Genomic DNA, 26,471 nt, shown 5'->3' on the forward strand with positions numbered 1-26,471 from the left:
TGTGACTAAGCCGTCCAGGCCTGCGCCGGGTTGCAGGCCAGGTAGCGCGCCGGTTCGGCAATGCCGAGCCGCGCGCGGGCCGCATCCAGCGGTTCGTGCAGCAGGGTTTCGTAGTCTTCCCCCAGCAGCCAGCCGGCACGGCGGCCCCGGCGGTAGCCTTCCAGCACCGCGCGGGCAAAGGCCGTGCTGCGGGAGACGCGCAGGCTTTTCAGGGCAGCGGCCACGGCGATGAAGGCCCAGCCGGTGCCGCCGGTCTGGGCGTAGCTGAAGGCCACCAGCGCCGCCTCGCCCAGGCTTTCGTCGGCGCGGTAGCCGGTCAGGACGTGCCAGATATCGTGGATGTCCCGCGTGCGGCGCCCAAACCACAAATAGGCGTCCTCCATCACCGGCTCCTGGTTCAGGTTCGACACCTTGGCCAGCCCGTCGGCGCTGTAGCCGGTTTTTTCCAGAAATTGCCGATAGGCGGCGCCCACGGTGCCCGGCGCGAAGCTGGCGATATAAGCCGGGTCGGTGAGACGCTCGGCCAGTTCGATGCGCTGGTAGGCCAGCCGCCGACCCTGCCGCGTACTGAGCAGGCGGCGGTAGTTCTTCGGCATGGCGGGGCCGTTCAGCGCCCGCATGATGAGGAAGACCTGCTCGGTGTCGTTGCCGTCCGCCAGCAGCTTGCGCACGGCGCGGAAGGCGGTGAGCAGGTCGCGCTGGTAGGGATCGGACGTGGTCGACGGGGAGGGGGAAGGCGAGGGGGAAGCAGAACTGGCCATGGCAGGCTCCTCGGTCATCACGGTCAGGCGGGCACGGCCGCGCGCAGGCTGGCGGCGGCGTTGCGCACGAAATCGACACTGGCCTCCACGGCCGTCACCGGCAGCATATGCCCGCCGGTCACCAATGTCAGCCGGGCTGCCGGCAGCTTGGCGACCAGCGCCTCGCCGTTCTCGCGGTAATCGAGAATGCGGTCCTCGCGGCCGAACAGGATGCTGACCGGCACCTTCAGATCGCCGTAGGTGGGCAGCAACGGCGGCAGGCTGTGCGCCACGCCGTGCAGGTCTTCGGACGCCCCGAGGAAATGGCCAGGCCGCAGCCCCAGCAGGCCGCCGCCGCGCGTGGGGAAGTCCGCCGGCGCCGCGTCCGGGCCGAAGACGATCTGCATGACCTGCTCGCGGTTGCGGATCGACATCGGAATCAACAGCGTCCAGGCGATCAGCTTGCGCATCAGCGCGCTCTGCATCGTCATGGCCTTGAATACCGGCGAGACCACCTCGGGCAGATGGGTGAGCGGGGCGATCAGCGCCAGCCCGCCCACGCGGGCCGGATGATAGGTGGCCAGCGCCAGCGCGATGGCGCCGCCGAGCGAATGGCCGACCACCAGCGGCTGCTCCAGCCCGAGCTGGTCGATCAGTGCGGCCAGCGTGTCGGCCTGCGCGCGCAGGTCCGCCGGCGCGCCGGGGGCGCGGGTGGAATACCCGGCGCCGGGGCGGTCCACCGCAATCACGCGGTAGTCGCGCGCCAGCGGCGCGATCATGCCGTAGTCGAAATTGGCGAGCTGGCCGGCCAGGCCGTGCACCAGCAGCACCGGCTGCCCTTCGCCACGCTCCACCACGTGCAGGCGGGCGCCGGGCACCTCGACGAACCGGCCGGTGGGCGGCAGGGCCGCCTCGATCTTGCGCGCCGTGCGCCAGGTGAAGAGGAACAGCAGTGCCAGCGGCACCCCTAGCGCTATCGCTAGGACAAGTACGAGGATCAGCAGCATGTTCATGATTGGGCTTCGGCGAGGGGGTCTGGGGTGGGCATCGTGGTGGCCTGCGTGGTGTCGAAGCGGAGCACGCCATCGTCGATGCGGCCATGGCGGATGGTCAGCATGTCCATCAGATAGTTCTGATACACGCGCCACGGCTTGCGGTGGCCCTGGCGCGGCAGCACGGCGGCGGCGCGCTGCACGTAGCCGGAACTGAAATCGAGGAAGGGCACGCGCTGCACGTCCGGCTCCACCTGCGGCAGGGCGTAGCGATGGCCATGGCGATCCATGTACTTGAGCAGCCGGCAGACGTACTCGGCGGTCAGGTCGGCCTTCAGCGTCCAGGACGCATTGGTATAGCCGAAGGCCAGCACCAGGTTCGGCACGTTGCTCAGCATCATGCCCTTGTAGGCAAGCAGCTCGGACGGCCGGCGCGGCTGGCCATCCACATGGACGGCGATGTCCCCGAGCATGTTCAGCTTGAGCCCGGTGGCCACCACCACCAGATCGGCCGGCAGCGTCTGGCCGGACTTCAGCACGATGCCATCGGCGGTAAAGCGCTCGATCTGGTCGGTGACGATGGAGGCGCGGCCATTGCGGATCGACTGGAACAGGTCGCCATCGGGCACCAGGCAGACGCGCTGGTCCCACGGGTTGTAGCGCGGGGTCAGATGCGTGGCGACGTCGAAGCCCGGCTGGAGCTGCGCGGCGGCCATGCTGACCAGCCGCTGCTTGACGCGCTCGGGCCGGCGGCGGGCGAGCTGGAAGAAGAACATCCCCAGCAGCACGTTTTTCCAGCGTGTGGCGCGGTAGGCCAGCCGCTCCGGCAGCACGCGCCGCAGCTGGTTGGCGATGGCATCCTCGCCGGGGCGGGTCACGATATAGGTCGGGGAGCGCTGGAGCATGGTCACGTGCGCGGCGGTCTCGGCCATGGCCGGCACCAACGTCACGGCGGTGGCGCCGCTGCCGATCACCACCACGCGCTTATCGGTGTAGTCGATCGACGGATCCCAGAACTGCGGATGCACCATCTGGCCCCGGAAGGTTTCCTCGCCGGGGAAGGCGGGGCGGTGCCCTTCGGCATAGCTGTAATAGCCGGCGCAGACGTAGAGGAAGCGGGCGCGCAGCCGTATGTGGGTGGCGTGGGTGCCGTCGGGCGCACGTTCGGCGTCAATGGTCCAGCAGGCGTCACGGCTGTCCCACGCCGCGCCCACCACCTTGTGGCCGAAGCGGATGTGGGGCGTGATGCCGGCTTCCTCGGCGGTTTCCTGGATGTAGCGCAGGATCGACGGCCCGTCCGCAATGGCCTTGGCGCCGCGCCACGGCTTGAAGCGGTAGCCGAGGGTGTACATGTCGGAGTCCGACCGGATGCCGGGGTAGCGGAACAGGTCCCAGGTGCCGCCCAGGGTCTCGCGGGCTTCGAGGATGGCGTAGCGCTTGTCGGGGCAGCGCTGCTGGAGCTGGCGGGCGGCGCCGATGCCGGACAGGCCGGCGCCGACGATCAGGACATCGAGGACTGCGTCATCGGAAGTGGGGGCGGTCATGACGGGCATCCGGATCTTGGGAGTTCTGACAACATAGGTTGTCAGACGCCATCTGACAATAGGGAATGTCATACTGGCGCCCATGACTGCCGAGCTGATCCCTGCCCGCCGCTATCGCGGCGCCGAAGCCGAAGAGCGCCGCGCCCAGCGCCGTGCCCAACTGATTGCCGCTGCCGTGCAGGTCTACGGCGAGCGCGGCTACCAGAACGCCACGGTCAAGGCCGTGTGCGAAGCCGCCGGCCTGACCGAGCGTTACTTCTACGAATCGTTCGCCAATAGCGAAGCGCTGCTGCTGGCTTCGTTTGAAACGGTCACGCATCGGCTGCTGCTGCGCATCGAGCAGGCGGGCGAGGATGCCGGCGGCGACGGCGAACATCGCGCGCTGGCCATCCTGCGTGCTTATTTCGGCACATTGCAGTGCGAGCCGCGCTCGGCCCGGGTGTTCCTGGTGGAGATCCGGGGTGTGAGCCGGCTGGTGGACGAAGCGCTGGGCCGGTCGCTGCGCGAATTCGGCGGACTGCTCGCCCGTACGCTGCTCCCGGGTGCCCCGGAGCCCGATCCGATGCTGCTGGCCGGCGTGGCGGGCGGCATCATCCACGTGGCGCTGCACTGGATTCGGCACGGGCACGTACCCGATGTGGACACCGTGGCGGCCACAGCGCTCCAGTTGGCGCTGGTACTGAGGGCAGGCGCGCGGAACTGAATCGGAATTTCTTGATTTATTTGCCTGGGGCAACAAATAATTTGCCTCAGGCAAATAAATCGTCCTCGACATGTCTCCCAATCCGCAAGTGCTGGCGCGCGCCGAAACCGTGCGCCGCTTCAATCGCTTCTACACCCGCCAGATCGGCCTGCTGCACGAGCATCTGCTGGAAAGCGAGTTTTCCCTCACCGAAGCCCGCATCCTCTATGAGCTGGCCCATCGCTCGGGCCTGACCTCGTCCGACCTGTGCCGCGAGCTGGGGCTGAACGCGGGCTACCTGAGCCGCGTGATTGCCGGCTTCGAGAAGCAGGGGCTGGTGGCCAAGACCCGCTCGCAGGCGGACGCACGCGTCAGTGAACTGGCGCTGACCGATGCCGGCCGGGCGACCTTCGAGGTGCTGAACCTGGCCTCGCGCAACGAGGTGACGGGGATGCTCGGCCGCATGACCGAGTCCAGCCAGCAGCAGTTGGTGGAGGCCATGACGCAGATCGAAGCCCTGCTAGGCGAATCGACCCCGAGCTACATCCTGCGCGACCCGCAGCCGGGCGACATGGGCTGGGTCGTGCGCCAGCAGGCGGTGCTGTACACGCGCGAGTACGGCTGGAATAGCGAGTTCGAGGCGCTGGTGGCGGAGATCGTCGCCAAGTACCTGCGCGACTACGACCCGAGCGGCGAGCGCTGCTGGATTGCGGAGAAGGACGGCAAGGCGGTGGGTTCCGTCTTCGTCGTGCGGCACGACGCGGAGACCGCCCAGCTACGCATGCTCTATGTGGATGCCAGCGCGCGCGGGCTGGGTATCGGCCATCGGCTGGTGGATGAGTGCCTGCGCTTTGCCCGGACGGCCGGCTACAAGCGGATGATGCTGTGGACCAACAGCATCCTGACCGACGCCCGCAAGATCTACGAAAAGGCCGGCTTCACGCTGGTGGAGGAGGAGGCCCATCACAGCTTCGGCAAGGATCTCGTCGGCCAGATCTGGGCGCGGGACCTGTGAGGGGCAGCCACTCGGCCATCGTCGCTGCCGCGCTGACCGGCATCCTGGTGGGGGCGGCGATGGTGTCGACCCGGGCGGTGTCCGCCGATGCGTCGCCGGCCACGCTGGCCTTCCTGCGCTATCTGATTGGCCTGTGCGTGCTGGCGGGGCCGGCCTGGCTCGGCACCCGGACCCCGACTCGATTCGCCCGGAAAGATGCGGCGGTGCTCGCCGCGCTGGGCGTGTTCCAGTTCGCCGTGCTGATCGTGTTGCTGAACCACGCGCTCGGCGTGCTCTCGGCCACCACCTGCGCGCTGGTGTTCTCGACCATGCCGCTGTTCACGATGCTGCTGGCCGTGCTGAGCGGGCAGGAGGCGTTCAGCCTGCCCAAGCTGACGGGGCTGGTTTGCGCCGTCTCGGGCGTGGCGGTGTTGCTGCATGGGGCGCCCCTCGGTGGCACCGCTGGCGTAGGCGGCGGCACGCATCTCGGGGCGATGGCCGCGCTGATCGGCGCGACCGTGATCGGCGCCGTGTGCAGCCTGCTGGTTCGGCCCTTGCTCCAGTGCTATCCCGCCTTGCCGACCAGCGTGCTGGCGATGTGCGCGGCGGTGGTGTTCCTGCTGGCGCTCTGCGCGACGACCGGGCAGCCGCTGTGGCCGTCCTTGTCGTCGACGCAGTGGGGGCATGTCGCCTTTATCGGGCTGTCCAGCGGCGTGGGGTACTTTTGCTGGCTCTGGGCGCTGACGCGGCTGGAGGCGAGCCGGGTCGTCGGCTTCCAGGCGCTGGGACCGGTGACGGCGGCGGTGCTGGAACTGCTGGTGGGCCGCCAGTGGCCCTCGTGGTCACTGCTGATGTCGATTGCGCTGGTGGTCAGCGGGCTGCTGATCACCCAGCAGGGCCGCCGCCCCTCAGGATCAGGTGCCCGCCGCCAGCCGGGCCTGCTCGAGGAAGGAGCGGATCACGCTGGCCCCGGGCGACGTCCGGCGCCATAGCAGGCCGAAGCGGCGCGGCTCCGGCTCGATCGGCAGATGGAGCTTGGCGATATGGAGCCCGGCGGTCAGCGGCGAGGCGATGTCCGGCACCAGCGATACCCCGAGCCCACGGTCCACCATCATGGCGATGGCCAGCAGCGAACTCAGCTCGAAGCGCTCCTGCGCGGGCGTGATGCCGGCGCGGCGCAGATAGTCGCTGGCCTGCTTGCCGCCGCCCAGGCTGCGGTCATAGCGGATCAGGGGCCGGGTGCGCAGGAGTTCGTGCGGATCGGCGTCGCGGTCCTGCGCGGGCGCCAGCACCACCAGCGGCTCCTGCCGCAGCAAATCCCAGGCGAAGGTCTTGGGGAGGGCGAAGGGCGGATGCAGGCAGACCGCGGCATCGAGTGACTCATCCTTCACCGCATCGAACAATTCGTGGGACAGCGCCGAGCGGATATGCACCGACACCCCGGGGTGCACCGCCGCGAACCGCGCGAGCGCGTCTGGCAGCAGGCTGTGCAGCGCGGTGTTGATCGTGCCGATGCGCAGTTCGCGCACGGCATCCGCCTGATTCACCCATCCCCTCAGTTCATCCACTTCCCGCAGCAGCGTTACGCAACGCGCCGCCAGCCTTCGCCCGGACTCGGTGGGCGCCACGGTACGGCCGGCCCGCCCCAGCAGCGTGGTGCCGAGTTGCCGCTCCAGCACCTGGATCTGCTGCGAGATCGCCGCCGGCGTCACATTGAGCCGCCGCGCGGCTTCTGCCAGCGTGCCGGTCTCCACCACCAGCGCGAAAGCTTTCAGGTAAGCGGTTTCCATAGAATTTCTAATGTACGAACGTAGTAAAGGATAGTTTATCTTTTTCATCGATTCACGGACACTGCCTGTCACCCCCACGGAGATACGGTATTCGCCATGAGAAGCAAGCTGTTCGTGCCCGGTTCCCGCCCCGAGTTTTTCGCCAAGGCGCTGGCCAGCGATGCCGACGCGCTGTCCTTCGACCTGGAAGATGCGGTGGCCGAGGAGAAGAAGGGCGAGGCCCGCGCGCTGCTCTCCGGCCTGCTGCGCGCCGCCGAGACGCGCGCCAGTACCAAGACGCTGATCGTGCGCGTGAATGGGCTCGATACGCCACATTTCGAGGCCGATCTGGCGGCGGTAGTCGTACCGGGTTTGCATCTGGTCAACCTGCCCAAGCCGGAGAGCGCCGATGACGTGCGCCGTGCGGCGGCAGCCATCGAGCAGGCCGAGCGGGCGAATGGGTTTGGCGATGGCCAGGGCACCGTTGGCAAGGTCGGGCTGCTGCTGAATATCGAAACGCCCCGGGCGCTGCGGCTGGCCGCCGAGCTGGCCGGCGCCCATCCGCGCGTGGCGGGCCTCCAGCTTGGGCTGGGCGACCTGTTCGAGCCGGCCGGCGTGCATCGACGCAACACGGCGGCGATTGCCTCCGCCATGTTCGCCGTGCGGATGGCGGCTGCCGAGGCCAATGTCTATGCCTACGACACGGTGTTCGCCAATATCCGCGACACCGAGGGCTTCCGTGCCGAGGCCGAGATGTCCCGCCAGATGGGATTCCTGGGCAAGAGCTGCATCCACCCGAGCCAGATTGCACTGGCCAACGAGGTCTACCGGCCGTCCGACGAGGAAATCGCCCACGCGCTGCGTGTGGTGGCCGCTGCCGAAGAGGCGGACGCCAAGGGCGTGGGTGCCTATGTGGTGGACGGCAAGATGATCGATCCCCCGTTTGTGCGCCGCGCGCAGGCGATCGTCGAGATTGGGCGGAGGCTTGGATTGATCCCCGCCTGATCGGATTCCCCCCGCATTCCTACATAAAAAACACAGGAGACAAACACCATGACGAATCCATCGTCGCTGCGTGCCGTGGTATGCCTTGGCCTGATCGCCGCAACCGCCTCTATGACCGCGCCGGCACAGGCCGCCGAGGGCGCCTACCCCTCCAAGCCCATCACCCTGATCGTGCCGTACCCGCCGGGGGGCTCGAACGACATCTTCGCGCGCATCGTGGCCAAGGAGATCGGCGAGGAACTGAAGCAGCCCGTGGTCATCGACAACCGGCCCGGCGCGAGCGGCAACACCGGCACCGGGCTGGCGGTCAAGGCCGCGCCGGACGGCTACACGCTCGTCGCGGTGTCCTCCAGCATGACCACCAACGCGGCCATCCAGAGCAAGCTGCCGTTCGATGCCGTGAAGAGCTTCGCGCCGGTGGCGATGGTGGCCCACGGGCCGTTCATCGTGGCGGTCAGCAATGACTTCCCGGCCAAGACGCCGCAGGAGTTGATCAACGCCATCCGCGCCAATCCCGGCAAGTACAACTACGCGTCGTCCGGCCCGGGCAGCGTGAACCAGTTCGGCACCGAGCTGCTCAAGGCGCAGGCCGGCAAGCTGGCCATCACGCACGTGCCGTACCGGGGCATGGGCCCGGCCGTGACCGACCTGATCGGCAACCAGACCCAGCTGCTGATTTCCAGCGGGCCCTCCCTGCTGCCGATGGTGCGCGCCGGCAAGGTCCGCGCCGTGGGTATTACCAGCCTGAGGCCGAGCCCGATTGCGCCGGATCTGGTGCCGATGGCCACCGCCGTGCCCGGCTACGAGTTCGAACTCTGGTGGGGCTTCCTGGCGCCCGCTGGCACCCCGCCGGCGATTGTCGCGCGGCTCAATGCGGCGGTGAATCAGGCGCTGGCCAAGCCCGCCGTCAAGGAGGCGATCCTGAAGGAAGGCGCCGAGGTCACGCCGGGCACGCCGCAGAAGTTCGGCGAGACGATTGCCGCCGATGTGACCCGCTGGAAGGCGCTGGCCAAGCAGCAGAACATCGTCGCGGATTGAGTATTGAGAGATTTTTCGGAGCAAGTATGCAACCCAACACCAATGGCCAAGCCACGAGCCAAGCCACGGGCTTCGGCACGCAGCGGGCAGGACAGCCCGGCCCGCTGAGCGGCGTGCGCGTGCTGGACCTGAGCGCCTATATCGCGGGGCCGTACGGCTGCTCGCTCTTGGCGGATCAGGGCGCGGACGTCATCAAGGTGGAGCCGCCCGTCGGCGACAACCTGCGCAAGTACCCGTCCACGCTGGAGTCGGAGTCCCGCGCATTCCTGGGCGTGAACCGCAGCAAGCTGGGCGTGGTGCTCGACCTGAAGGCCCCGGCCGATCTGGACCGGCTGCTGGCGCTGGTGCGCGAGTCCGATGTGCTGGTGCATAACTTCCGGCCCAGCGTGCCGGGGCGGCTGGGCATTGGCTACGCGCAGCTGGCCGCCGTCAATCCGCGCCTGATCTACTGCGCGGTCACCGGCTACGGCGAGGCCGGGCCGCTCAAGGACAAGGCCGGCTACGACCAGGTGCTGCAAACCATGACCGGCATGTGCACGCTGCAGGGCAAGCACGGCGGGCCGCCCGAGATCCTGTACGGCTCGGTGGTGGACTACTACGCCTCGGCGCTGGTGGCGGGCGGCGTGGCGTCCGCGCTCTATGAGCGGGAGAAGAGTGGGGTGGGGCAGTACGTGGGCGTGTCGCTGCTGCGCGCGGCGCTGACCATGCAGTCAGCCCGCATGGTCTGGGCCGACTCGGAGCCGCGCGACGTGGGGCGCGACATGCGCTCGGGCGGCATCACCGGCATCCATCCCACCCGGGACGGCTATCTCTACATCTCGGCCAACACCCCGCACTTCTGGCGCGCCCTGTGCGAGAAGACGGGTTTGGGGGAGTTGCTCTCGACCGACCGCTACGACAGCGTGCGCAAGCGCGCCCAGCATCAGGGCGAAATCCTGCCCAAGCTGCACGCGGCCCTGCAGCAGCGGTCGGCGCTGGAATGGGAGGCCGAGTTCGGCGAGGAAGTGCCCTGCGCGGCGGCGCGCTCGGTGGAAGACATGTTCGATTTCCCGCAGGTGCTGGCCGAAGAGATGGTGACCACGTTCGACCACCCGGTGGTGGGCCGCTATCGCGGCTTTACGCGCGCCGTGAAATTTGGCCGCACGCCGGGGCCGGAGCCGTTTGCCGCGCCGGCGCTGGACCAGCATGGGGACACCGTCCGCGAGGCGGCCGACCGGCTGGCCGGCCGTGGCTGAGGGGGAGACCGAGGCTGGCTTCCAGCCCGTGCCGAACAGCACGGCCGGCGCCGCGCCACGCAGCACGGCATGGCCGGACGCCTGCGACGCCCATCTCCATATCTACGACGCACGCTTCCCGGCCATCGCCCCGGCTGTGGCCAACGCCACCGTGGCGGACTACCGGCGGGTGCAGGCGCTGCTGGGCACGCGTCGCGCGGTGATCGTCCAGCCCCGCTGCTACGGCACCGATCACAGCTGCACCCTCGATGCGATCCGCCAGCTTGGCCTCGCCAACACGCGCGGCGTGGGGGTGGTGCGGCCCGATGTGTCCGATGACACCCTGCAGGCGCTCCATGCCGGCGGCATCCGGGGCATCCGCTTCTCGTTGTACACCCCGGCCCACGCCGTGGTGGGCTTCGAGATGGTGGAGACGCTGGCGCACCGCATCGCCGAACTGGGCTGGCATCTGCAACTGCACTGGACCGCCGACCAGATCGTCGCCCATGGCGACCTGCTGGCGCGGCTGCCCACGCCGCTGGTGTTCGACCATCTGGCCCGCCTGCCGCTGCCCGGTGGCACGGCGCATCCGGCGTTCGCGCTGGTGTCCGGGCTGCTGGCGAAGGGCCGTGCGTGGCTGAAGCTGTCCGGCGCCTATCTGGATTCGATGGTCGGCGCCGGCGGTGGGTATGCCGATATCGCCCCGGTGGCCCGGGCGTGGGTGCAGGCGGCGCCGGAACGGCTCGTCTGGGGCAGCGACTGGCCCCATTCCACGGAGCCGCACGCCAAGCCGGACGACGCCTTGCTGTTCGACCTGCTGGCCGATTGGGCCGGCACCGAGTCGGCGCGCCGCCGCATCCTGGTGGACAACCCCGCCGCGCTGTACGGATTCGAGGCGCCATAAACGCCAACACAATAAAACTTCGGAGACATTCATGAGCAAGACCCTGCAGCGCCTCGGCAAGGCCGTGGCCACCCTCGTCGCGGCCGTGCCGCTCGCCGCTTTCGCCTTCCCGGACAAGCCCATCCGCATGGTGGTGCCGTACTCGGCCGGCGGCGGGGCGGACAACACCGCGCGGGTAGTCGCCCAGAAGGTGGGCGAACTCCTCGGCCAGACCGTGGTGATCGACAACAAGCCGGGTGCCGGCGGCGTGATCGGTGCGGATGCCGTGGCGAAGGCCCCGGCGGATGGCTACACCGTGCTCTACGACGCCTCCGCCTTCGCCGTGAACGGCGCGCTGCGCAAGCTGCCGTTCGACCCATCGGCCGATTTCATCCCGATTTCGCTGGTCGCCACGGCGCCGCAGATCCTGGTGGTGGCCACCAACGCGCCCTACAAGACCGTGGCCGAGTTCATCGCTGCCGCCAGGAAGACGCCCGGCAAGCTGACTTACGCGTCCGCTGGCGCCGGCACGGGCTCCCACCTGGCCGCCGAGATGTTCAACGAGCAGGGCAAGATTGAACTGCTTCATGTGCCCTACAAGGGTGGCGCGCCGGCGCTGACCGATGTGATGGGCGGGCAAGTGGCGTCCTACTTCGGCAACACCGCCTCCACGCTCCAGTACGTGACGGGCGGCAAGCTGCGCGCGCTGGCGGTGACCTCGAAGACGCGCCTCAAGGCGCTGCCCGATACGCCGACGCTGGCCGAGAGCGCCATGCCGAACTACGAGGTGCTGGAGTGGAACGGCGTCTTCGTGCCCAAGGGCACGCCGCCGGACCGTGTGCAGGCCATCGCGAGCGCCGTGCAGAAGGCCGTGGCGGACCCGGCGGTGCGCGCCAAGCTCCAGCAGGCCGGGCTCGATCCGGTGGGCAACACGCCGCAGGCGTTCAAGAGCTTCCTCCACACCGAATCGACGCGCTGGCAGGCGCTGGTCAAGGCGCGCGGGATTCGGGTGGAGTAAGTTCCTGGCGCTCGGCTTCGGCAGCGGGCACGAAGCGCCGCTGCCGCATCCACTTCGTCGCCACCCATTTCTCGCCGGCCAGCACTTCGGCAGCCGCATGCAAGGTGCGGCCATCGAGTTGGCCGTGGTCGTCGCAGTACTCGAAGTACAGCGCATTGCCCTTGCGCGGCACCACGGACAGGCCGATCTCGGGGAAGAGCGTTTCCCCGCCCGCTGGCACGTCGTTCAGGTAGATCACCATCGTGCTCACGCGCTGCCCGCTGCGGGCGATCGACGCCTGGTTGGCGGCGTTGTTCGGCATCAGGAAGTCGAAGTGCGGGCGGCTCTGCGCCCCCGGCGCATAACGCAGCACCTGCAAGCCCTCGCCGTTCTCCATCGGCATCTGCATCAGGGCGGAGATGCGGGCGTCGAGGGTGGCCAGCCACGGCGCCTCGGCCAGGCGGAAGAACATGCCCTCGCTGGTGCGGTCCGGGCTCACGATGTGCTCGCCGGTGCGCGGATCGACCAGGGTCGATAGCGCGAGCCGCGGCCGTGCCTCGGCCATCAATGCATCGCACTCCTCATCACTGAGCACGCCTTCGAGCACGGCCACCACGGGGCGCTCGGTGCGGGACAGCACGGGTATGTTGCGGTCGCCGCCGTGCAGCACCGACGCGCGCGGCAGCCGGGGTTGGGCGGGCGTCGTGGCCGGGGCGGCGCGCGCCACCGTGATGCTGCCCTCCGGCATCGGCAGCCCCTCGCGCAGCACGCGGGCGAAGGCCTCCACCAGTTCCCGCGCCACGTCCGGCGCAAAGCGCTGCGCGGCCAGCGCGCGCACCAGCTCATCCGGGCGGCCGCCGCGCTGCAGGGCCTGGACGATCCAGTCGCGCAACTCGGCGGTGAAATGCAGCGTGGCAAGCTGGCGCGGCGGGGTGGCCGCAGAGTGAGCAGAGGCGGGTGCAGAGGCGGGGGCCATGGGTTGGGGCGAGGCGTGCATGGGACGGCATGGGTAGCGGGCGGCGCCAGTATCCCGGCATTGCATACGGGTTGCAACCCGTTGCCGGCTTGAAATTTTCTGTAACTTTCGCGTGGTGCCGGGGCAATCAAACGGTCATATTTGGCTCCTAGGATCAGAGCCGCTGCACACATGACGAGGGATCGCGTACAGGCTTTCCCCCGTCGAAAACTCCCTCGCGCAGGCGGCCCACCCGCTCGAACCATCGCGACGGGGCGGGCTTTTTGGGTGCGGCACGCCAACGATACCCACTACATATCGCCCTAGCCCGGCGAGCCAAAAAAACATGCACCCAAGACACCACAGCTTTGTTCCGTTACTCACGGCGCTGGCCGCAGCCGCCATGCTGGCCGCCTGCGGCGGCGATGGCGGCGGCACCCCGGCCGCGTCCAATCCCGGTGCCACCCCGGCCACGGTCAGCGGCAGCGTGATGGGCACGGCGCTCAAGAACCCCACTGGCGTCGCCATGTCGTCCGCCGCGGGCGTGGACTACGCCAAGAGCAGCACGGGCGATGACGTCCAGCAGACCATCGTCCCCATCGCCTACGCCAATGCCACCGTGTGCGCCGATACCAACGGCAACGGCGTGTGCGACAACGGCGAGGCCGCCACGCGCACCGGCGCCGATGGCCGCTTCACCCTGGCCACCGCAGCCGCCAGCCTGGTGGCCGTGGTCGGTACGGACGCCACCTACACCGACGCCAGCGGCGCCCCCGCCAAGGTCGCCAGCAAGCTGGTGCTGCGCAGCGCGGCCGAGCAGGCGGCAAATGGCGCTCAGGTAGTCATCAGCCCGTTATCGACGGAAGTGGTGCGCCTGACCGAAGCCGAATCCCTGACCGTGGCCGACGCCAAGACCGCCATCGCCAGCCGCCTGAGCCTCACCGGCGGCACGGCCGATGTCACGGTCAAGGCCGACGACGTACTGGCCCTGCCGGCCAGCGTGGCCGATGCCCACGCCGCCACGGCGCTGCTGACCGAGTCGAACACGCTCGCCGGCCGCTACACCCTGGCCTCGAAGATCCTGGACCGGGGCTTTATCAGCGATGCCGCCACCGATCCGGTCACCACGCTGAAGGCCGCGCAGGACGCCGCGTTCAACCCGGAAGGCATTCCGCGCTATGACCACCTGTTCGTGGTGGTGTTCGAGAACCACAGCAACCAGACCATCGACGATCCGGCCTACCCGAACTTCTACAAGTACCTGAACCAGGAGGGCAACAAGGCGGCCAACTATTTCTCCACCGGCAACCCCAGCGAGCCGAACTACATCTCGCTGGCCAGCGCCGACGACTGGGGCGTGGCCGACGACAACCCCTGGAACTGCCTGCCGGCGGGCGATACCGCCAACCAGCCCACCGACGTCTACCAGCCGCTGGCCGCCTGCAACGCCGACACCAAGGTCCACAACCTCAAGGGCCACCGCAACCTGTTCACGGCGATGTACAACGCCGGCATGGGCACGCGCGTGTACAGCGAGTCGATGGACCCGGGCCAGGACCCGCGCCGGGATGGTGCCGGCAACGCCACCATCACCGCCGTCAACGTGACCTCCGGCGCCGGTGCCACCGAGCCGATGATTTCCAGCCTGTACAAGACCAAGCACCACCCGGCGGTGAACTTCGACGAGGTGCGCAACCGTCCGGACTTCTTCAGGAACCTGAACCGTACCGTGGGCGGCGGCCAGTGGGATGCGGCCATCCAGACCTATGCGCAGGGCCATGGCATCACCTGGAACACACACCAGTTCGAGGATGACCTGAAGAGCGGCGACATCGGCGCGCTGAACTACATCGTCCCCGACCAGTGCGATGACATCCACGGTACCGGCTCGGCGGTGGCGGACTGCACCTCGGGCGTGCCGGGCATCAAGCGCGGCGACGCCTACGCCAAGTACCTGGTGGAGACCATCAAGGCATCGCCGGTGTGGCAGAACACCAGCCGCCGGTCGGCCATCGTCATGCTGTTCGATGAGGGTTCGAGCTTCTTCGGCAGTTCGTCGTGCTGCGGCTGGAACGTGGGCGGCGGCACCACCAGCGGCGCGCCGCTGGGCGAAGGCATCACCACGGCGATTCCGCGCTACAACGGCGGCAACAAGGGCGATGGTCCGACCATTTTCGGTCTGCTGACCAACCAGCCGGGCGCGCCGAAGCAGGTGATCGACTCGGACGCCTACAGCCACTTCTCGTTCGTGCGCACGATGCAGGACATGTTCGCGCTGGCCGACCCGGGCGTGCCGACGTCGTACATGAACCGCTCGAAGTACACCGAGCAGTACATCGCCCAGAACCTGGCCAACCTGGCCGAGTACTCGGGTAGCGCCAACACCCACTTCGATTCGGTGCGTCCGATGAACCACAACTACGTGGTCAAGGCCGGCGATATCGTCTCGGGCGGCGCCACGCCCGGTGTGAGCGGCAGCGGCACGCTGAGTGGCGGCAACACGGCCAGCGGGCCGGATGCCACGCAGACCAATATCTGGGCGATCAAGTCCTGATGTGGCGGGGCGCCGGGCGCGCGGCGCAGGCCGTCGCCCGGGGCCCCGATCTTCTTATGGTGCGCAACCGGGCCTGGCCCGACTGTGCGCCCGGCTGCCACCGCTGATCCAGACCATGTCCCACTCCATTCTTGCCGCCAGCCTGCTGGCGGCTGCGTGTGCTGTCACGCTAGTCGGCTGCAAGCCGGCGACCGAGACGGCGCCGCATGCTGCCACGCCAGCCCAGGCCGCCGTGCAGACGGTTGCCGCGCCGGCATCGGCGCCGTCATCGCCTCTGTCACCCGCCGCACAACTCGGCGCGAAGCTGTTTTTCGATCCCTCGCTGTCTGGCACGGGCAAGATGTCGTGCGCCACCTGCCACGACCCCAACCACGCCTACGCGCCGGCCAACGACCTCTCCGTGCAGCTGGGCGGCGCCGACGGCAAGGTGCCGGGCACGCGCGCCGTGCCCACGCTGATGTACAAGGAGTACACCAACGCCTACTCGGATACCTTCGAGAACCCCGACATGGTCAGCCCGCCCGGCCCCGGCGGCGGCCTGACCTGGGACGGGCGCGCCAACACCATCGCCGAGCAGGCCGCGATTCCGCTGCTGGCGTCCAACGAGATGGCCAATGCGAGCAAAGCCGCCGTGGTCGAGGCCGTACAGCACGGCGCCCACGCCGACGCCTTCCGCCAGACCTACGGCGCCACCGTGTTCGACGACACCGGGCGGGCCTTCACGCTGGTCGGCGCCGCCCTGCAGGCGTTCCAGGTGGAAGACCGCAGCTTCCACCCCTACAGCAGCAAGTTCGACCGCTACCGCAACAACAAGCTGGGCGGCGCGCTGACCGATGCGGAGATCCGTGGCCTGCGCGTGTTCCTGGACCCCAACAAGGGCAACTGCATGGCCTGTCACCTGATTGGCGGCGGCAACGACGGCAGCCAGGACATGACCAGCGACTACTCGTTCGCCGCGATCGGGGTGCCGCGCAATATGGAGATCCCGGCCAATGCCGATCCGAAGTATTTCGACCTCGGCCTGTGCGGCCCGCTGCGCACCGACCATCGCCCCGGCAAGGACAAGGGCGCGGCGGCCACCTGCGGCATGTTCAAGACGCCGGTGCTGCGCAACGTGGCTACGCGCCACGTGTTCATGCACAACGGGGTGTTCAAGTCGCTGGAGGAGGTGGTGCGCTTCTACAACACCCGGGATACCGCGCCGGAGAAGTGGTATCCGCGCGATGCCAAGGGCCGCGTGAACAAGTTCAACGACCTGCCGGCGCCATACCGCGCCAACCTGGACGACCAGATGCCGCTGGACCTGCGCAAGCCCGGCAGCGCCACGCCGATGACCGACCCCGAGATGCAGGACCTGATCGTTTTCCTGAAGACGCTGACCGATGGCTTCGTGCCGCCGGCGGGCACCGCCGAGAGCGGTCCGCAGGCCCACACGGTGGCGGAAGCCGCTGCCGTGAATGCGGCCGCGAACGCCGCGCACAAGCCAAAGACGCCATGACCCGTTATTTCACCGACACCCAGACCATGAAGCCCATTCTTTTCGCCAGCCTTGCCGCGCTGGCCGTGCTCGCCGGCTGCAGCGCCCCGGACGCCCCCAATGAGGCCAATTTCCGCGCCGCGCTGGAGAAGCAGCTCGAAGCGCACGGCGACCTCTGCATCGGCCGCCATCGCTGGCCGGTAGATGTGCCGGACCTGCCCGTGGCGGGGACACTGCGCGACGGCATCCAGATGCCCGCGCTCGAACATGCCGGGCTGGTGGCGCACACCCGCGCGGAAATGACGCTGCGCCACCAGAATGGCGAGACGGAAACCGTGAAGGCGCTGCGCTATGACCTGACCGACAAGGGGCGCGGCTTCGTCAACGCCCATCCCAAGACGGCTGCGAAAGGTGCGGACACCGCCGAGCCGGATCTTTGCTACGGCCACGTCCGCGTGAACAAGGTCACCGGCTGGGATACACCCAAGGCCAGCGGCAGCGGCAGCGACGACAAGCCGGCGCACGCCACCGCCACCGTCCGCTACACCTATATGCTCGATCCGGCCCCCTGGGCCAGTGATGCGGCGGTGCAGGGCGCCTTCCCCGTGCTGGCCCGCGTGGTGCGGGGCAGCGGCACGATGGCGCTGACGCAGCAGTTGGTGGCTACCAGCGGTGGCTGGCAGCCGATGCAATAACGAGGGATCAGGCGTTGACGACGCGGCGCGCGAAGCGCTCCAGGTAGTCCATCAGCCGCTCCGCGCCGTCGGCGGCTTCGGCTTCGTTACCGCTGGCGATGGCCTGCGCCATGACCAGGTGCGCCTGGGCGCCTTCGGCAATCTCGCCCTCGTGCTGATAGGCGTACCAGAAGCGCCGGCATTGCACGATCAGCGGGATCACCGCCTTGACCGCCGAGCGGTTGCGGCAGGCCGCGTGGTTCACGTGGTCCAGCGCCTGGTCGGCGGCCATGTATTCGTCGAGGTTGCCGCGCTGGGCGGCCTTGACCATCTTCTGGGCGCAGGCGATCAGCGCCTTGCGCTGGGCGTCGGTGGCGCGGCGCGCGGCGTTGGCGGCAATCAGCCGCTCCAGCACGCGGCGCGTGGCCAGCACGTCCAGATGGTCCATCACGTCGATGGTCGAGACAATCAGCCCGCGCCGGGGCTGCTGGAGCACCAGCCCCATCGACACCATGCGCACCAGCGCCTCCCGCACGGGCGTACGGCCCAGCCCGGTGAGTTCGGCCAGCTCGGCCTCCACCACGGGGCTGCCGGGGGCGATCTCGAGCTTGGAGATCAGCGTCTCGATGCGGTCGTAGGCCACGTCGGCGGCGCGGCGCTTTTCACGATTGTCAGTCTCGGCGCTCTGGTTTCTGGAAGGTGTCGGCATCTCGAACAGGTTGGCAGCGGGGGCGGCGGTCGACATTATGCCGTGACCGCCCCCGCGGGGCTCAGAGCGCTCAGGGCGCTTAGTGCGCTCAGTGCGCTTACAGCGTGGCGCCGATCTTGCGCAGCTCGGGAATCGCCGGGGCCTTGGCCACCCACAGGGCGTCGAACTTCTGGATTGCCGGCGCCGGGTCGTAGTTGGCCACGCTCTTGAAGTGGACCGACGACTGCTTGAGCTTCTCGATCAGCCCCGCCTCGGTGGTGACGATGTCGTTGATCTGCGCGGTCAGGGACTGCGTGACCAGCGCGCGCACGAGGTCCTTGTCCTTCGCGTCCAGCCCTTGCCAGATTCGGCCCGAGACCAGCGGCGCGAACGGCATGAACAGCGCGTTCATCGGCAGCAGGGACTTGGAGATCTTGTCGTAGCGCTGGTTCCAGGACAGTTCGATGTCGGCCTCCAGCCCATCCACCTGGCCGTTGGTCATGGCGTCGAACACAGCCGGGGTGGGGATCGGGGTGGGCGCGGCGCCCAGCATCGAATAGAAGTCGCGGTAGACCGGCGTGGGGTTGATGCGCAGTTTCATGCCCTTGAGGTCGTCCGGCGAATTGATGTCGCGCGTGGCGAACACCACCCGCATGCCGGTGATGCCCCAGCCCAGGCCGATGGTGCCGGTTTCGCGCGGCAGGGCGTCCAGCAGCTTCAGGGCCGCCGGAGTGCGCACCAGCTTGGCCACGCTGCTGGTGGAGCGCACCAGATAGGGCGCGTTGATGGCGGCCACGCTGGACACCCGCGAGCCGAGTTCGGCCGCCTGGATCCAGCCCATGTCGAGCGCGCCGGATTGGAGCTGCTGCATCATCGCGGACTCATTGCCGAGCTGGCCCGAGTGGAACACGGTCACGGTCAGGCGGCCGTCGGTTTCCTTCTTGAGCGACTCGCCGAAGGCCACGGCGGCCCGGTTCCACGAATGGCCGGCGGGCGTGATCAGGCCCAGGCGGAATTCCTTGGTGGTGGCGGCGCGGGTGGTGGAGGTGATGACCATGGGCGCGGCAACGGTGGCCAGCGCGGTGGTCTTGAGGAAACGGCGGCGGGTGATGAGGGTCATGGCGGCTCCAGTGCGGTTCGATGGGTAACGGCGAGGCGGATGGGACAGCAAGGGATCGGGTTGGATCGGGTTGGATCGGGCGGCTAGTCCAGCAGGCCGATGGACAGGCTCGGGAACAGCGAGAGCAGCACCAGGGCCACGCAGCTGATCAGGAAAAAGGGCAGCGTGACCATGAACATCTTCCCCGGCTTGGCGCCGGTGACGGCGGAGGCCACGAAGAAGCTCAGCCCCACGGGCGGGGACATCAGCCCGAGCACGAGGTTGATGACGATGACCACGCCGAAGTGGCGCGGGTCGATGTGGTAGACCTCGGTGGCGATCGGCAGCAGGATCGGCACGGTCATGATCAGCCCCGGAATGCCGTCGATCACCGTGCCGATGATCAGCAGGATCACGTTGGCCAGCAGCAGGAATTCGACCGGGCTGTGGGCGATGGTCTGGATCCAGGCCGCCACCATCTGCGGAATCTTGCCGTAGATCAGCAGCCACGAGAACACGGCGGCAGCCGCCACCAGGAACAGCACGATGGCCGAATAGATGGCCGAGCGCAGCAGGATGGCCGGCATCGTGCGCAGGTCGAACTCCTTGGTCACGTAGCGGCCGACCAGCGCCGCGGCCAGCGCGCCCACGGCGGCGGCTTCGGTGGGATTGGCCACGCCGCCGAGGATGGAGCCGACGATCACCACCGGAATCAGCAGCGTCGGGCTGGCCTGGATCACGGTGGTGGCACGCTCGCGCAGGGTCTTGCGCGCGCTGCGGGGGTAGTTGTAGAAGACCCCCATGATGGCGATGATGATGAAGAACAGCACCGTCAGCAGCAGCCCGGGCAGGATGCCGGCGATCAGCATGTCGCCCACGGCCACCTGGGCCAGCACGCTGTAGACCACGAACATCACCGAGGGCGGGATGATCGGCCCCAGCATGCCGCCGTAGACGGTCAGCCCGGCCGCGAAGGTCTTGTCGTAGCCCTGTTTCTCCATCTCGGGCACCATCACCTGCGACATGATCGCCACCTGGGCCGTGGCCGAGCCGATGATCGACGACACCAGCATGTTGGCCAGGATGTTGACGTAGGCCAGCCCACCCTTGATCGAGCCGACGAAGGCCATCGACAGGTCCACCAGCCGGCGCGTGATGCCGCCGCTGTTCATGATCTCGCCGATCAGGATGAACAGGGGGATGGCGATCAGGCCGTAGCTGTCCACGCCGGCGAACATCTGCGAGGGGAACGATTGCAGCAGCACGGTGGCGCCGGTGCTGAAGATGAACGCCAGCCCGGCCAGGCACAGGCAGATGCCGATGGGCACGCCAACCAGCATCACGCCGCAGAAGAAGAAGGTTGTCGGCATGTCAGTTCACCGTCTCGGAGTTGCCCACCTGGAACTCGGGAAAGGCGCGGCGCGGGGCGAGGTCCAGGTCTTCGAGCAGGTTGGCCAGCGCGTGCAGGCTCAGGGTGCAGGAGAACAGCGGCATGATCAGCTGGAGCACCCAGACCGGCCATTCCAGCGTCTGGGTGTGCTCGGTGTAGAGGAAGTTGAACGATTCGGCCGCGTACTCGCGGGCGTCGAAGCCGTAGCGGGCAATGCCGACCGGGTCCATCCAGACCCAGCACATCGCCAGCAGCGCCAGCCCGAACACCAGCACGCCGCCCGTGGCGATGGCCTTGGCGGCGCGGGCGGCCTTCGGGGGCAGGTGCTCGGTGAGCAGCCCCACGGCGAAATCGAGCCGCAGGCGCGTCATGACCGAGGCGCCGACGAAAGTCAGCCACACCACCGCGTAGACCGATGCCTCGTCCACCCAGTACAGCGGCAGCCCTGCGTAGCGCGTGACCACGTTGAGCAGGATCAGCAGCACCAGCAGCGTCATCAGGCCGCCGAGCACGTAGCGCTCCACGGCGAGCACGGCGTCCGAGGCGCGCAGCACCCAGCGTACCGGTCGCGCAACGGTGGCCGTGGCGGGCGCTTCGGCCGCGGTGAGGGAGGAAAGGTCAGGCATGGCAGGCAGACTCCAGGACGAAGGGCGGTCGTGACGATCGCGGACGCGACGGCTGGTGCAAGTTGGATGCCTGCGGCGGCACGGAACCGCCGCAGGCCCGCATCACACCACCGACTGGTACTTCGCCGGCCGCGTCTCCAGCGCCTGGCGCACCACGCGCTCGACGAAGGCGCGCTCCTCGCCCACCAGCGGCAGGCGCGGGCGGCGCATAAACTCGGAGCCCACGCCGACCAGGGTGTCGATCAGCTTGAGGTTCTGCACCAGCTTGTTGGAGACATCGAGGTGGAGCATCGGGGTCATCCACTGGTACAGCTTGAGCGCCTCGGCGAAGTTGCCGGCCTTCATCAGGTCGAACAGCGCCACGGTCTCGCGCGGGAAGGCGCAGCCCACGCCGGCCAGCAGGCCGTCGCAGCCCAGCGCCAGCCCTTCGTAGGCCAGGTCGTCCACGCCCATGAAGATCTGGTAGCGGTCGCCCAGGGTGTTGCGCAGGTCGGTCACGCGGCGGATGTCGCCCGTGCTTTCCTTGATCGCCGCCACCCACTTGCAGTCCGCCAGCTCCACCATGTGCTCGGGCTTGAGGTCCACCCGGTAGGCGACCGGGTTGTTGTAGACCATCACCGGCTTCTGGGCGGCTTCCGCCATGACGCGCACGTTCTGCATCGCTTCGCGGGCATCGGCCACGTAGATCACCGAGGGCATCACCATGAAGCCGGCCACGCCGAGCTTGTTCGCGCCGTCGATATAGCGCAGCGCGTCTCGCGTGCTGGTTTCGGAGACGTTGGCCAGCACCGGGATGCGGCCATCGGCGGCTTCCACGGCGATGCGCGCCACGTCGAGCTTCTCCTCGAGCGACAGCGTGCTGGCCTCGCCCAGCGAACCGCAGGTCACCAGCCCGTGGATGCCATTGCGGATCTGGAATTCGATGTGACGACTCGTGCCCTCGGCATCGATCCGCTCGTCGGCGTGGAACTTGGTGGTGATAGCGGGGAAGATGCCGGTCCAGCGGGGATTGGTGGCGTTGCTCGAATTGGTCGAATTGGTCACAGGGGACTCCTCGGTTGGGTCGGGTTGGGCTCGCAAATATCTGCTTAATATATTTAGGATATCTTCCAGCATTGGTCTAGCAAGAGCAATGCCAGTGAATACCCTGATAGCCGGCGCGCCCGGAATCCGGCTTGGGGGCTGGGATTGGGGGAATGAGGAGGGAAAAATGGACGGAAAGGGGGGAGGGGGGCGAACGGGTTCGCCCCGGCGCAGGGCATGCCTTGCACCGCCGGCGGGGCTGGTGCACCGGCACGGACGCGCCGCGTCAGCGCGTCAGGCGGTGCTCGCGGCCACGCGCGCTAGAAGCAGATTCGGTGTCAGCCCGCCAGCGCGAAGCCGTAGAGCGCGGCGGCATTGCGCCAGCGCAAGCCTTCCGTCAGATCCGGCCGCTGTGCGAACCAGGCCATCACCGCGCGGCACTCGTCGGCGCGCGCCGGGGCTTCGTGGTTGGTCCACGGCCAGTCGCTGCCCCAGAGCAGGCGGTCCGGTCCGGCGACTTCAGCCCAATGCGCGGCCAGTGCCGGCCACTGATTAGGGCTGGCCAGCCGGTAGGGCGCGCTGATCTTGATCCAGAGCGGGCGCCGCACGGCCACGGTGCGGGCCGTGTCGAAGACCGGGTCATCCACGCCGAGCGGGCCGGGGCGGCCGAAGTGATCGAGCACGATGGGGGCTGATGTTTCGCCCATCGCGATGTCGAGCGCGGCCAGCACCGTCGCGCCGTCGCCGTTGTTGGTGTGGAGCTCGACGTGCCAGCCCAGCGCCGCCACGCGCTGGAAGAGCGTGCGCCACGGCGCGGTGTCAATGCGGCGCCAGCCGGCATCGCCATACAGGTTCAGGCGGATGCCCCGGACCCCGGCGGCATCCAGCGTGGCGAGTTCGGCGTCGTTCACGGCGGGATCGACCACCGCCACGCCGCGCAGCCGCCCCGGCATGCGGCCCAGCGCGGCCAGCATGGCCGAGTTGTCGGTGCCCAGGAAGCTGGTCTGGACTACCACGCCGTAGGGGTCCACCGCGTCCACCGGGTCCACCGCCGGGTCGCCCAGCGCGCCGGCCATGGCCAGCCAGTCCGCCAGCGGCGCGGCATAGGGCGGCCGATAGCGCGCCGAGGCCACGGCCACGCCGGCATCGAAGACATGAAAGTGGCAATCCACCAGCGTCTGGCTTGTCGTCATCGGCACGATTCTCCTCTGTGCGGGTTAGCCCCGATATGGCGGGCTGGCCCGGTCCGGGTACTCTAGTCCTCTATAGGAGTGGAATCTAACACGGACACCAGATGCCAGACAATGCCACGCGCCAACCGGCAGCCGCCTCGGCAGGCATGAGCCGCTACGGGCAGATTGCCGCGCAATTGCAGCAGAAGATCGTCACGGGCGAATGGTCGCCGGGCACCGCCATTCCGGCCGAAAGTGCGCTGGCAGTCGAATTCGGCATCGCGCTCGGCACGATCCGGCAGGCGATTGCCGTGCTGGTGCAGCAGGGGCTGCTGGAGCGGGTGCAGGGCAAGGGCACCTTCGTACGCACCGGCCTGACCGGGGGGAGCGGCGCCAGCATGATGCGCTTTTTCCGCTTCCGCTCGGAGGCGGACGCCGATGCGGCGCCCACGGCGGTGCCGCGCTCGGAAATCCTGTCCTGCCGCAGCGTGCGGCTGGATAAGGGCATGGCCAGCCGCTTCGGGCTGGAGGCCGGCGCGCGGGGCCTGGCCATCTCGCGCCGGCGCTGGGTGGCGGACACCCCACGCCTGCTCGAATCGATCTGGCTGCCGTTGCCGCGCTGCGCGGCGTTGCAGGACACCCCGGTGGCCGAGTGGGGCGAGCTGCTCTATCCGCTGCTGAGCCAGCGCTGCGGCATCACCGTGCACCGGGCGATGGACGAGGTGACCTTCCGCCTGCTCGATGCCGAGGAAGCTGACCTGCTCGCGCTGCCGCCCTCCCACCCCTGTGCCCTGGTCACACGCCAGGCGTTCGATATCCAGGGCCAGTGCGTCGAATACCGGCTGACCCGGGGCGATGCCTATGCCTTCCGCTACACGGCCGAGATCCGCTGACCTCCCCCCAAAAACTGATTCGACGGAGACACCCCATGCGTTCCCTGATCCCTCTCACCCTGGCTTGCCTGGCCTTGCAGCCGACCCTGCTGCACGCCGCCGACCCCGCTCAGCCATGGCCCACGCGGCCGCTGACCATCGTGGTCACCTATCCGCCCGGCGGCGGCGCCGACCTGATGGCGCGGCTGATTGCGCCGGGGCTGGGCCGGGAACTCGGCCAGACGGTGATCGTGGAAAACCGCCCCGGGGCGGGCGGGCAGATTGGCGCGTCGTACGTGGCCAAAGCCGCGCCCGATGGCTACACGCTGATGGTGGACGCGTCCTCCTACGCGGTGAACCCAAGCCTCTATCCGCGCCTGCCCTACGACCCCGCCAAGGCGTTCCGGGCGGTGGGCGTGCTGGCGCGCTACCCCAATGTACTGGTCGCCAATCCCGCCTTCCCGGCGACGAACGTCAAGGACGTGCTGGCGCTGGCGAAGCAGAAGCCGGGCACGGTGGCGTTTGCCTCGTCAGGCAACGGCTCGGCGCAGCACCTGTCCGGCGTGCTGTTCGAGCAGCGCGCCAGCGTGGACCTGCTCCACGTGCCATACAAGGGCGGCGGCCCGGCGATGACCGATGTCATTGCCGGGCAGGTGCCGCTGTTCTTCGCCAACGTGGCTTCGAGCCTCCAGCACATCAAGGCAGGCAAGCTGCGGCCGCTGGCGGTGACCAGCCATACGCGCACGTCCGCGCTGCCCAACGTGCCGACCATGCAGGAAGCCGGCGTGGCGGGCTACGAGGTCTATGAATGGAATGCCGCCTTCCTGCCTGCCAACACGCCGGAAGCCGTGGTGGCGCGGCTGTCGGGCGCGCTCCAGAAGGTCATGGGTAGTCCGGAGATCCGCCAGCGCGTGGCCGAGCTGGGCGGCGAGGTGGTAGGCGCCCCGCCGGCCGAGGCGGCGCGCTTTATCGATACCCAGACGCGGCTCTGGGCCAAGGTCATCAAGGACGGCAACGTCAAGCCGGAATAAGCGCCGGCGCGACGTCGTAGAACATTCAAAACGAAGGAGACCCCCATGTCCGCAGATTCCCCCTTTGACGCCGAGCGCCGGCACCTGCTCGGGCTGATGGCCGCGCTGGGCGCCGGCGCGCTGGCGCCCACGCTGGCGCGGGCGCAGGCAACCTGGCCGTCCAAACCCATCCGGCTGGTGGTGCCGTTTGCGCCGGGCGGCAGTTCCGAGATCGTGGCGCGCTCCACGGCGGCGGAGCTGACCAAGCTGCTCGGCGTATCGGTATTCGTTGAAAACAAGCCGGGCGGGGCGGGCAATATCGCCATGGGGGAGGTGGCGCGGGCCGACGACAACCACACGCTGATCCTCGGCCACATCGGCACGCTGGCGGTCAATCCGTACATCTTCTCCAAGCTGCCGTACGACCCGAACAAGGACTTCCGGCCGATTTCGCTGCTGTCGAAGGTGCCCAGCCTGTACGTGGTGCACCCGGACCTGCCGGCCAGGAACCTCAAGGAATTCGTGGCGCTGGCCAAGAGCAAGCCGGGCAAGCTGAACTACGGCTCGGCGGGCAACGGCAGCGCCGGCCACCTGGCCTTCGAGTACCTGAAGGCGACCACTGGCACTTTCATTACCCACGTGCCGTATCGCGGCAGCGGCCCGCAGATCACCGACCTGCTGTCCGGGCGGCTGGACGCGGCGGCGGTGGGCGCGCCGGCCATCATCCAGTTCATCAAGACGGGCAAGGTGCGCTGTATCGCCACGGGTACGGCGCAGCGCATTCCGCAACTGCCGGACGTGCCGACGGTGGCGGAGCAGGGCTATCCGGGCTTCGAAATGACGCAGTGGTACGGGCTGCTGGCGCCGGCCTCGCTGCCGCAGCCGGCGGTGGCGAAGCTGGCGGAGGCCACGATCAAGGCGGTGAAGAGTCCCACCTCGGTGGAGCGGCTCAGTGCGGACGCGGCGCTGGTGGCGGGCAGCACGCCCGAGGAATTCGCCCGCTTCATCGCGGCCGAGCAGCAACGCTGGAAGCCGATCGTGGCGCGCGCAGGCATCAAGCCGGACTAGGCGTT

The 26,471-nt window shown here is 68.5% G+C and carries 25 protein-coding genes; 14 read left to right on the plus strand and 11 right to left on the minus strand.

What is annotated here, in order from left to right; all coding sequences use genetic code 11:
* Positions 1–5 precede the first annotated feature (5 nt).
* Genes SB751_RS13965 through SB751_RS13975 form a run of 3 tightly spaced genes read right to left on the minus strand, consistent with a single transcriptional unit; the run spans position 6 to position 3,276 of the window.
* Complete coding sequence (locus SB751_RS13965; protein WP_410748146.1) at positions 6–761, minus strand: Coq4 family protein; 756 nt, start codon at positions 759–761, stop codon at positions 6–8.
* Positions 762–784: 23 nt separating this feature from the next.
* Positions 785–1,753 carry an alpha/beta fold hydrolase gene (locus tag SB751_RS13970; protein WP_410748147.1) on the minus strand — a complete coding sequence of 323 codons (969 nt, stop codon included), beginning with the start codon at positions 1,751–1,753 and terminating at the stop codon, positions 785–787.
* Positions 1,750–3,276: an NAD(P)/FAD-dependent oxidoreductase gene (locus SB751_RS13975; RefSeq protein WP_313817155.1), complete on the minus strand. Its 1,527-nt coding sequence runs from the start codon at positions 3,274–3,276 to the stop codon at positions 1,750–1,752. Before SB751_RS13975 ends, SB751_RS13970 begins: the two co-directional genes overlap by 4 nt.
* Before the next feature lie 73 nt (positions 3,277–3,349).
* On the opposite strand from SB751_RS13975, the gene SB751_RS13980 reads away from it, so the two are divergent.
* From SB751_RS13980 to SB751_RS13990, 3 genes are all read left to right on the plus strand, one after another.
* On the plus strand, positions 3,350–3,979 hold the full coding sequence (locus SB751_RS13980) for a TetR/AcrR family transcriptional regulator (protein WP_144198318.1): 630 nt from the start codon (positions 3,350–3,352) through the stop codon (positions 3,977–3,979).
* 70 nt (positions 3,980–4,049) lie between these two features.
* The gene (locus tag SB751_RS13985) at positions 4,050–4,973 is read left to right on the plus strand and encodes a GNAT family N-acetyltransferase (protein WP_410748148.1); all 924 of its coding nucleotides are present in this window, start codon (positions 4,050–4,052) and stop codon (positions 4,971–4,973) included.
* Positions 4,970–5,944, plus strand: a complete 975-nt coding sequence (locus tag SB751_RS13990; RefSeq protein WP_410748149.1) for a DMT family transporter — start codon at positions 4,970–4,972, stop codon at positions 5,942–5,944. The genes SB751_RS13985 and SB751_RS13990 overlap by 4 nt, the downstream gene beginning before the upstream one ends.
* On the opposite strand, the gene SB751_RS13995 is transcribed toward SB751_RS13990, so the two are convergent.
* Entirely contained in the window at positions 5,867–6,742 is an 876-nt protein-coding gene (locus SB751_RS13995) for a LysR substrate-binding domain-containing protein (RefSeq protein WP_144198320.1), read from the minus strand. The genes SB751_RS13990 and SB751_RS13995 overlap by 78 nt on opposite strands.
* Before the next feature lie 96 nt (positions 6,743–6,838).
* Between SB751_RS13995 and SB751_RS14000 the strand changes: the two genes are divergently transcribed.
* Genes SB751_RS14000 through SB751_RS14020 form a run of 5 tightly spaced genes read left to right on the plus strand, consistent with a single transcriptional unit; the run spans position 6,839 to position 11,879 of the window.
* On the plus strand, positions 6,839–7,726 hold the full coding sequence (locus tag SB751_RS14000) for an HpcH/HpaI aldolase/citrate lyase family protein (protein WP_144198321.1): 888 nt from the start codon (positions 6,839–6,841) through the stop codon (positions 7,724–7,726).
* Between the two features lie 48 nt (positions 7,727–7,774).
* Positions 7,775–8,764 (plus strand): tripartite tricarboxylate transporter substrate binding protein, encoded by a 990-nt coding sequence (locus SB751_RS14005; protein ID WP_410748150.1) that lies wholly within the window; start codon positions 7,775–7,777, stop codon positions 8,762–8,764.
* A gap of 26 nt (positions 8,765–8,790) precedes the next feature.
* Positions 8,791–9,999: a CaiB/BaiF CoA transferase family protein gene (locus SB751_RS14010; protein WP_144198323.1), complete on the plus strand. Its 1,209-nt coding sequence runs from the start codon at positions 8,791–8,793 to the stop codon at positions 9,997–9,999.
* Complete coding sequence (locus SB751_RS14015; RefSeq protein WP_410748151.1) at positions 9,950–10,882, plus strand: amidohydrolase family protein; 933 nt, start codon at positions 9,950–9,952, stop codon at positions 10,880–10,882. Before SB751_RS14010 ends, SB751_RS14015 begins: the two co-directional genes overlap by 50 nt.
* Before the next feature lie 31 nt (positions 10,883–10,913).
* Positions 10,914–11,879: a tripartite tricarboxylate transporter substrate binding protein gene (locus tag SB751_RS14020; protein ID WP_144198325.1), complete on the plus strand. Its 966-nt coding sequence runs from the start codon at positions 10,914–10,916 to the stop codon at positions 11,877–11,879.
* Here SB751_RS14020 and SB751_RS14025 read toward each other — a convergent pair.
* Entirely contained in the window at positions 11,851–12,834 is a 984-nt protein-coding gene (locus tag SB751_RS14025; protein WP_410748152.1) for a 2OG-Fe(II) oxygenase, read from the minus strand. The two genes, SB751_RS14020 and SB751_RS14025, sit on opposite strands and share 29 nt — an antisense overlap.
* Positions 12,835–13,159: 325 nt before the next feature.
* Here SB751_RS14025 and SB751_RS14030 point away from each other — a divergent pair, with 325 nt between their 5' ends.
* The 3 genes from SB751_RS14030 (at position 13,160) to SB751_RS14040 (ending at position 17,539) form a co-directional block, all read left to right on the plus strand.
* Positions 13,160–15,367 (plus strand): alkaline phosphatase family protein, encoded by a 2,208-nt coding sequence (locus tag SB751_RS14030; RefSeq protein WP_410748153.1) that lies wholly within the window; start codon positions 13,160–13,162, stop codon positions 15,365–15,367.
* Between the two features lie 115 nt (positions 15,368–15,482).
* Positions 15,483–16,865, plus strand: coding sequence for a cytochrome-c peroxidase (locus tag SB751_RS14035; RefSeq protein WP_211942601.1), 1,383 nt, complete (start codon positions 15,483–15,485; stop codon positions 16,863–16,865).
* Positions 16,862–17,539: a hypothetical protein gene (locus SB751_RS14040; RefSeq protein WP_144198329.1), complete on the plus strand. Its 678-nt coding sequence runs from the start codon at positions 16,862–16,864 to the stop codon at positions 17,537–17,539. Before SB751_RS14035 ends, SB751_RS14040 begins: the two co-directional genes overlap by 4 nt.
* 7 nt (positions 17,540–17,546) lie before the next feature.
* Here SB751_RS14040 and SB751_RS14045 read toward each other — a convergent pair whose 3' ends face one another.
* The 6 genes from SB751_RS14045 to SB751_RS14070 form a co-directional block, all read right to left on the minus strand.
* Complete coding sequence (locus SB751_RS14045) at positions 17,547–18,227, minus strand: GntR family transcriptional regulator (RefSeq protein ID WP_144198388.1); 681 nt, start codon at positions 18,225–18,227, stop codon at positions 17,547–17,549.
* 97 nt (positions 18,228–18,324) lie between these two features.
* Positions 18,325–19,326 (minus strand): TRAP transporter substrate-binding protein, encoded by a 1,002-nt coding sequence (locus tag SB751_RS14050; RefSeq protein ID WP_211942599.1) that lies wholly within the window; start codon positions 19,324–19,326, stop codon positions 18,325–18,327.
* An 83-nt stretch (positions 19,327–19,409) separates the two neighbouring features.
* Positions 19,410–20,675, minus strand: coding sequence for a TRAP transporter large permease (locus SB751_RS14055; RefSeq protein WP_144198330.1), 1,266 nt, complete (start codon positions 20,673–20,675; stop codon positions 19,410–19,412).
* 1 nt (position 20,676) lies between these two features.
* A complete protein-coding gene (locus SB751_RS14060) occupies positions 20,677–21,321 on the minus strand; it encodes a TRAP transporter small permease (protein ID WP_410748154.1) in 645 nt (214 codons plus the stop codon).
* 102 nt (positions 21,322–21,423) lie between these two features.
* Positions 21,424–22,365, minus strand: a complete 942-nt coding sequence (locus SB751_RS14065; protein ID WP_244844420.1) for a dihydrodipicolinate synthase family protein — start codon at positions 22,363–22,365, stop codon at positions 21,424–21,426.
* Positions 22,366–22,682: 317 nt separating this feature from the next.
* Positions 22,683–23,537, minus strand: a complete 855-nt coding sequence (locus SB751_RS14070) for an amidohydrolase family protein (protein WP_144198333.1) — start codon at positions 23,535–23,537, stop codon at positions 22,683–22,685.
* Positions 23,538–23,638: 101 nt separating this feature from the next.
* Here SB751_RS14070 and SB751_RS14075 point away from each other — a divergent pair, with 101 nt between their 5' ends.
* From SB751_RS14075 to SB751_RS14085, 3 genes are read left to right on the plus strand one after another with little or no spacing between them, the layout of a single operon-like run.
* Positions 23,639–24,409 (plus strand): GntR family transcriptional regulator, encoded by a 771-nt coding sequence (locus tag SB751_RS14075; protein ID WP_211942596.1) that lies wholly within the window; start codon positions 23,639–23,641, stop codon positions 24,407–24,409.
* A 35-nt stretch (positions 24,410–24,444) separates the two neighbouring features.
* Positions 24,445–25,419 carry a tripartite tricarboxylate transporter substrate binding protein gene (locus tag SB751_RS14080; RefSeq protein ID WP_211942595.1) on the plus strand — a complete coding sequence of 325 codons (975 nt, stop codon included), beginning with the start codon at positions 24,445–24,447 and terminating at the stop codon, positions 25,417–25,419.
* 45 nt (positions 25,420–25,464) lie between these two features.
* Entirely contained in the window at positions 25,465–26,466 is a 1,002-nt protein-coding gene (locus SB751_RS14085; protein ID WP_144198336.1) for a Bug family tripartite tricarboxylate transporter substrate binding protein, read from the plus strand.
* Positions 26,467–26,471 lie beyond the last annotated feature (5 nt).

Origin of the sequence: Cupriavidus sp. SIMBA_020 (assembly GCF_046535395.1) — a bacterium.
GTDB lineage: Bacteria > Pseudomonadota > Gammaproteobacteria > Burkholderiales > Burkholderiaceae > Cupriavidus > Cupriavidus campinensis.

What these genes read in the sequence shown, in the direction of transcription:
- SB751_RS14025 (WP_410748152.1), bottom strand. Translation starts at nt 12,834, where the DNA reads ATGGCCCCCGCCTCTGCACCCGCCTCTGCTCACTCTGCGGCCACCCCG.
- SB751_RS14055 (WP_144198330.1), bottom strand. Translation starts at nt 20,675, where the DNA reads ATGCCGACAACCTTCTTCTTCTGCGGCGTGATGCTGGTTGGCGTGCCC.
- SB751_RS13975 (WP_313817155.1), bottom strand. Translation starts at nt 3,276, where the DNA reads ATGACCGCCCCCACTTCCGATGACGCAGTCCTCGATGTCCTGATCGTC.
- SB751_RS14070 (WP_144198333.1), bottom strand. Translation starts at nt 23,537, where the DNA reads ATGACGACAAGCCAGACGCTGGTGGATTGCCACTTTCATGTCTTCGAT.
- SB751_RS14020 (WP_144198325.1), top strand. Translation starts at nt 10,914, where the DNA reads ATGAGCAAGACCCTGCAGCGCCTCGGCAAGGCCGTGGCCACCCTCGTC.
- SB751_RS14005 (WP_410748150.1), top strand. Translation starts at nt 7,775, where the DNA reads ATGACGAATCCATCGTCGCTGCGTGCCGTGGTATGCCTTGGCCTGATC.
- SB751_RS14060 (WP_410748154.1), bottom strand. Translation starts at nt 21,321, where the DNA reads ATGCCTGACCTTTCCTCCCTCACCGCGGCCGAAGCGCCCGCCACGGCC.
- SB751_RS14045 (WP_144198388.1), bottom strand. Translation starts at nt 18,227, where the DNA reads ATGCCGACACCTTCCAGAAACCAGAGCGCCGAGACTGACAATCGTGAA.
- SB751_RS14030 (WP_410748153.1), top strand. Translation starts at nt 13,160, where the DNA reads ATGCACCCAAGACACCACAGCTTTGTTCCGTTACTCACGGCGCTGGCC.
- SB751_RS14000 (WP_144198321.1), top strand. Translation starts at nt 6,839, where the DNA reads ATGAGAAGCAAGCTGTTCGTGCCCGGTTCCCGCCCCGAGTTTTTCGCC.
- SB751_RS14015 (WP_410748151.1), top strand. Translation starts at nt 9,950, where the DNA reads ATGGGGACACCGTCCGCGAGGCGGCCGACCGGCTGGCCGGCCGTGGCT.
- SB751_RS13995 (WP_144198320.1), bottom strand. Translation starts at nt 6,742, where the DNA reads ATGGAAACCGCTTACCTGAAAGCTTTCGCGCTGGTGGTGGAGACCGGC.
- SB751_RS14085 (WP_144198336.1), top strand. Translation starts at nt 25,465, where the DNA reads ATGTCCGCAGATTCCCCCTTTGACGCCGAGCGCCGGCACCTGCTCGGG.
- SB751_RS13970 (WP_410748147.1), bottom strand. Translation starts at nt 1,753, where the DNA reads ATGAACATGCTGCTGATCCTCGTACTTGTCCTAGCGATAGCGCTAGGG.
- SB751_RS14080 (WP_211942595.1), top strand. Translation starts at nt 24,445, where the DNA reads ATGCGTTCCCTGATCCCTCTCACCCTGGCTTGCCTGGCCTTGCAGCCG.
- SB751_RS14050 (WP_211942599.1), bottom strand. Translation starts at nt 19,326, where the DNA reads ATGACCCTCATCACCCGCCGCCGTTTCCTCAAGACCACCGCGCTGGCC.
- SB751_RS13985 (WP_410748148.1), top strand. Translation starts at nt 4,050, where the DNA reads ATGTCTCCCAATCCGCAAGTGCTGGCGCGCGCCGAAACCGTGCGCCGC.
- SB751_RS14040 (WP_144198329.1), top strand. Translation starts at nt 16,862, where the DNA reads ATGACCCGTTATTTCACCGACACCCAGACCATGAAGCCCATTCTTTTC.
- SB751_RS14010 (WP_144198323.1), top strand. Translation starts at nt 8,791, where the DNA reads ATGCAACCCAACACCAATGGCCAAGCCACGAGCCAAGCCACGGGCTTC.
- SB751_RS14075 (WP_211942596.1), top strand. Translation starts at nt 23,639, where the DNA reads ATGCCAGACAATGCCACGCGCCAACCGGCAGCCGCCTCGGCAGGCATG.
- SB751_RS14035 (WP_211942601.1), top strand. Translation starts at nt 15,483, where the DNA reads ATGTCCCACTCCATTCTTGCCGCCAGCCTGCTGGCGGCTGCGTGTGCT.
- SB751_RS13965 (WP_410748146.1), bottom strand. Translation starts at nt 761, where the DNA reads ATGGCCAGTTCTGCTTCCCCCTCGCCTTCCCCCTCCCCGTCGACCACG.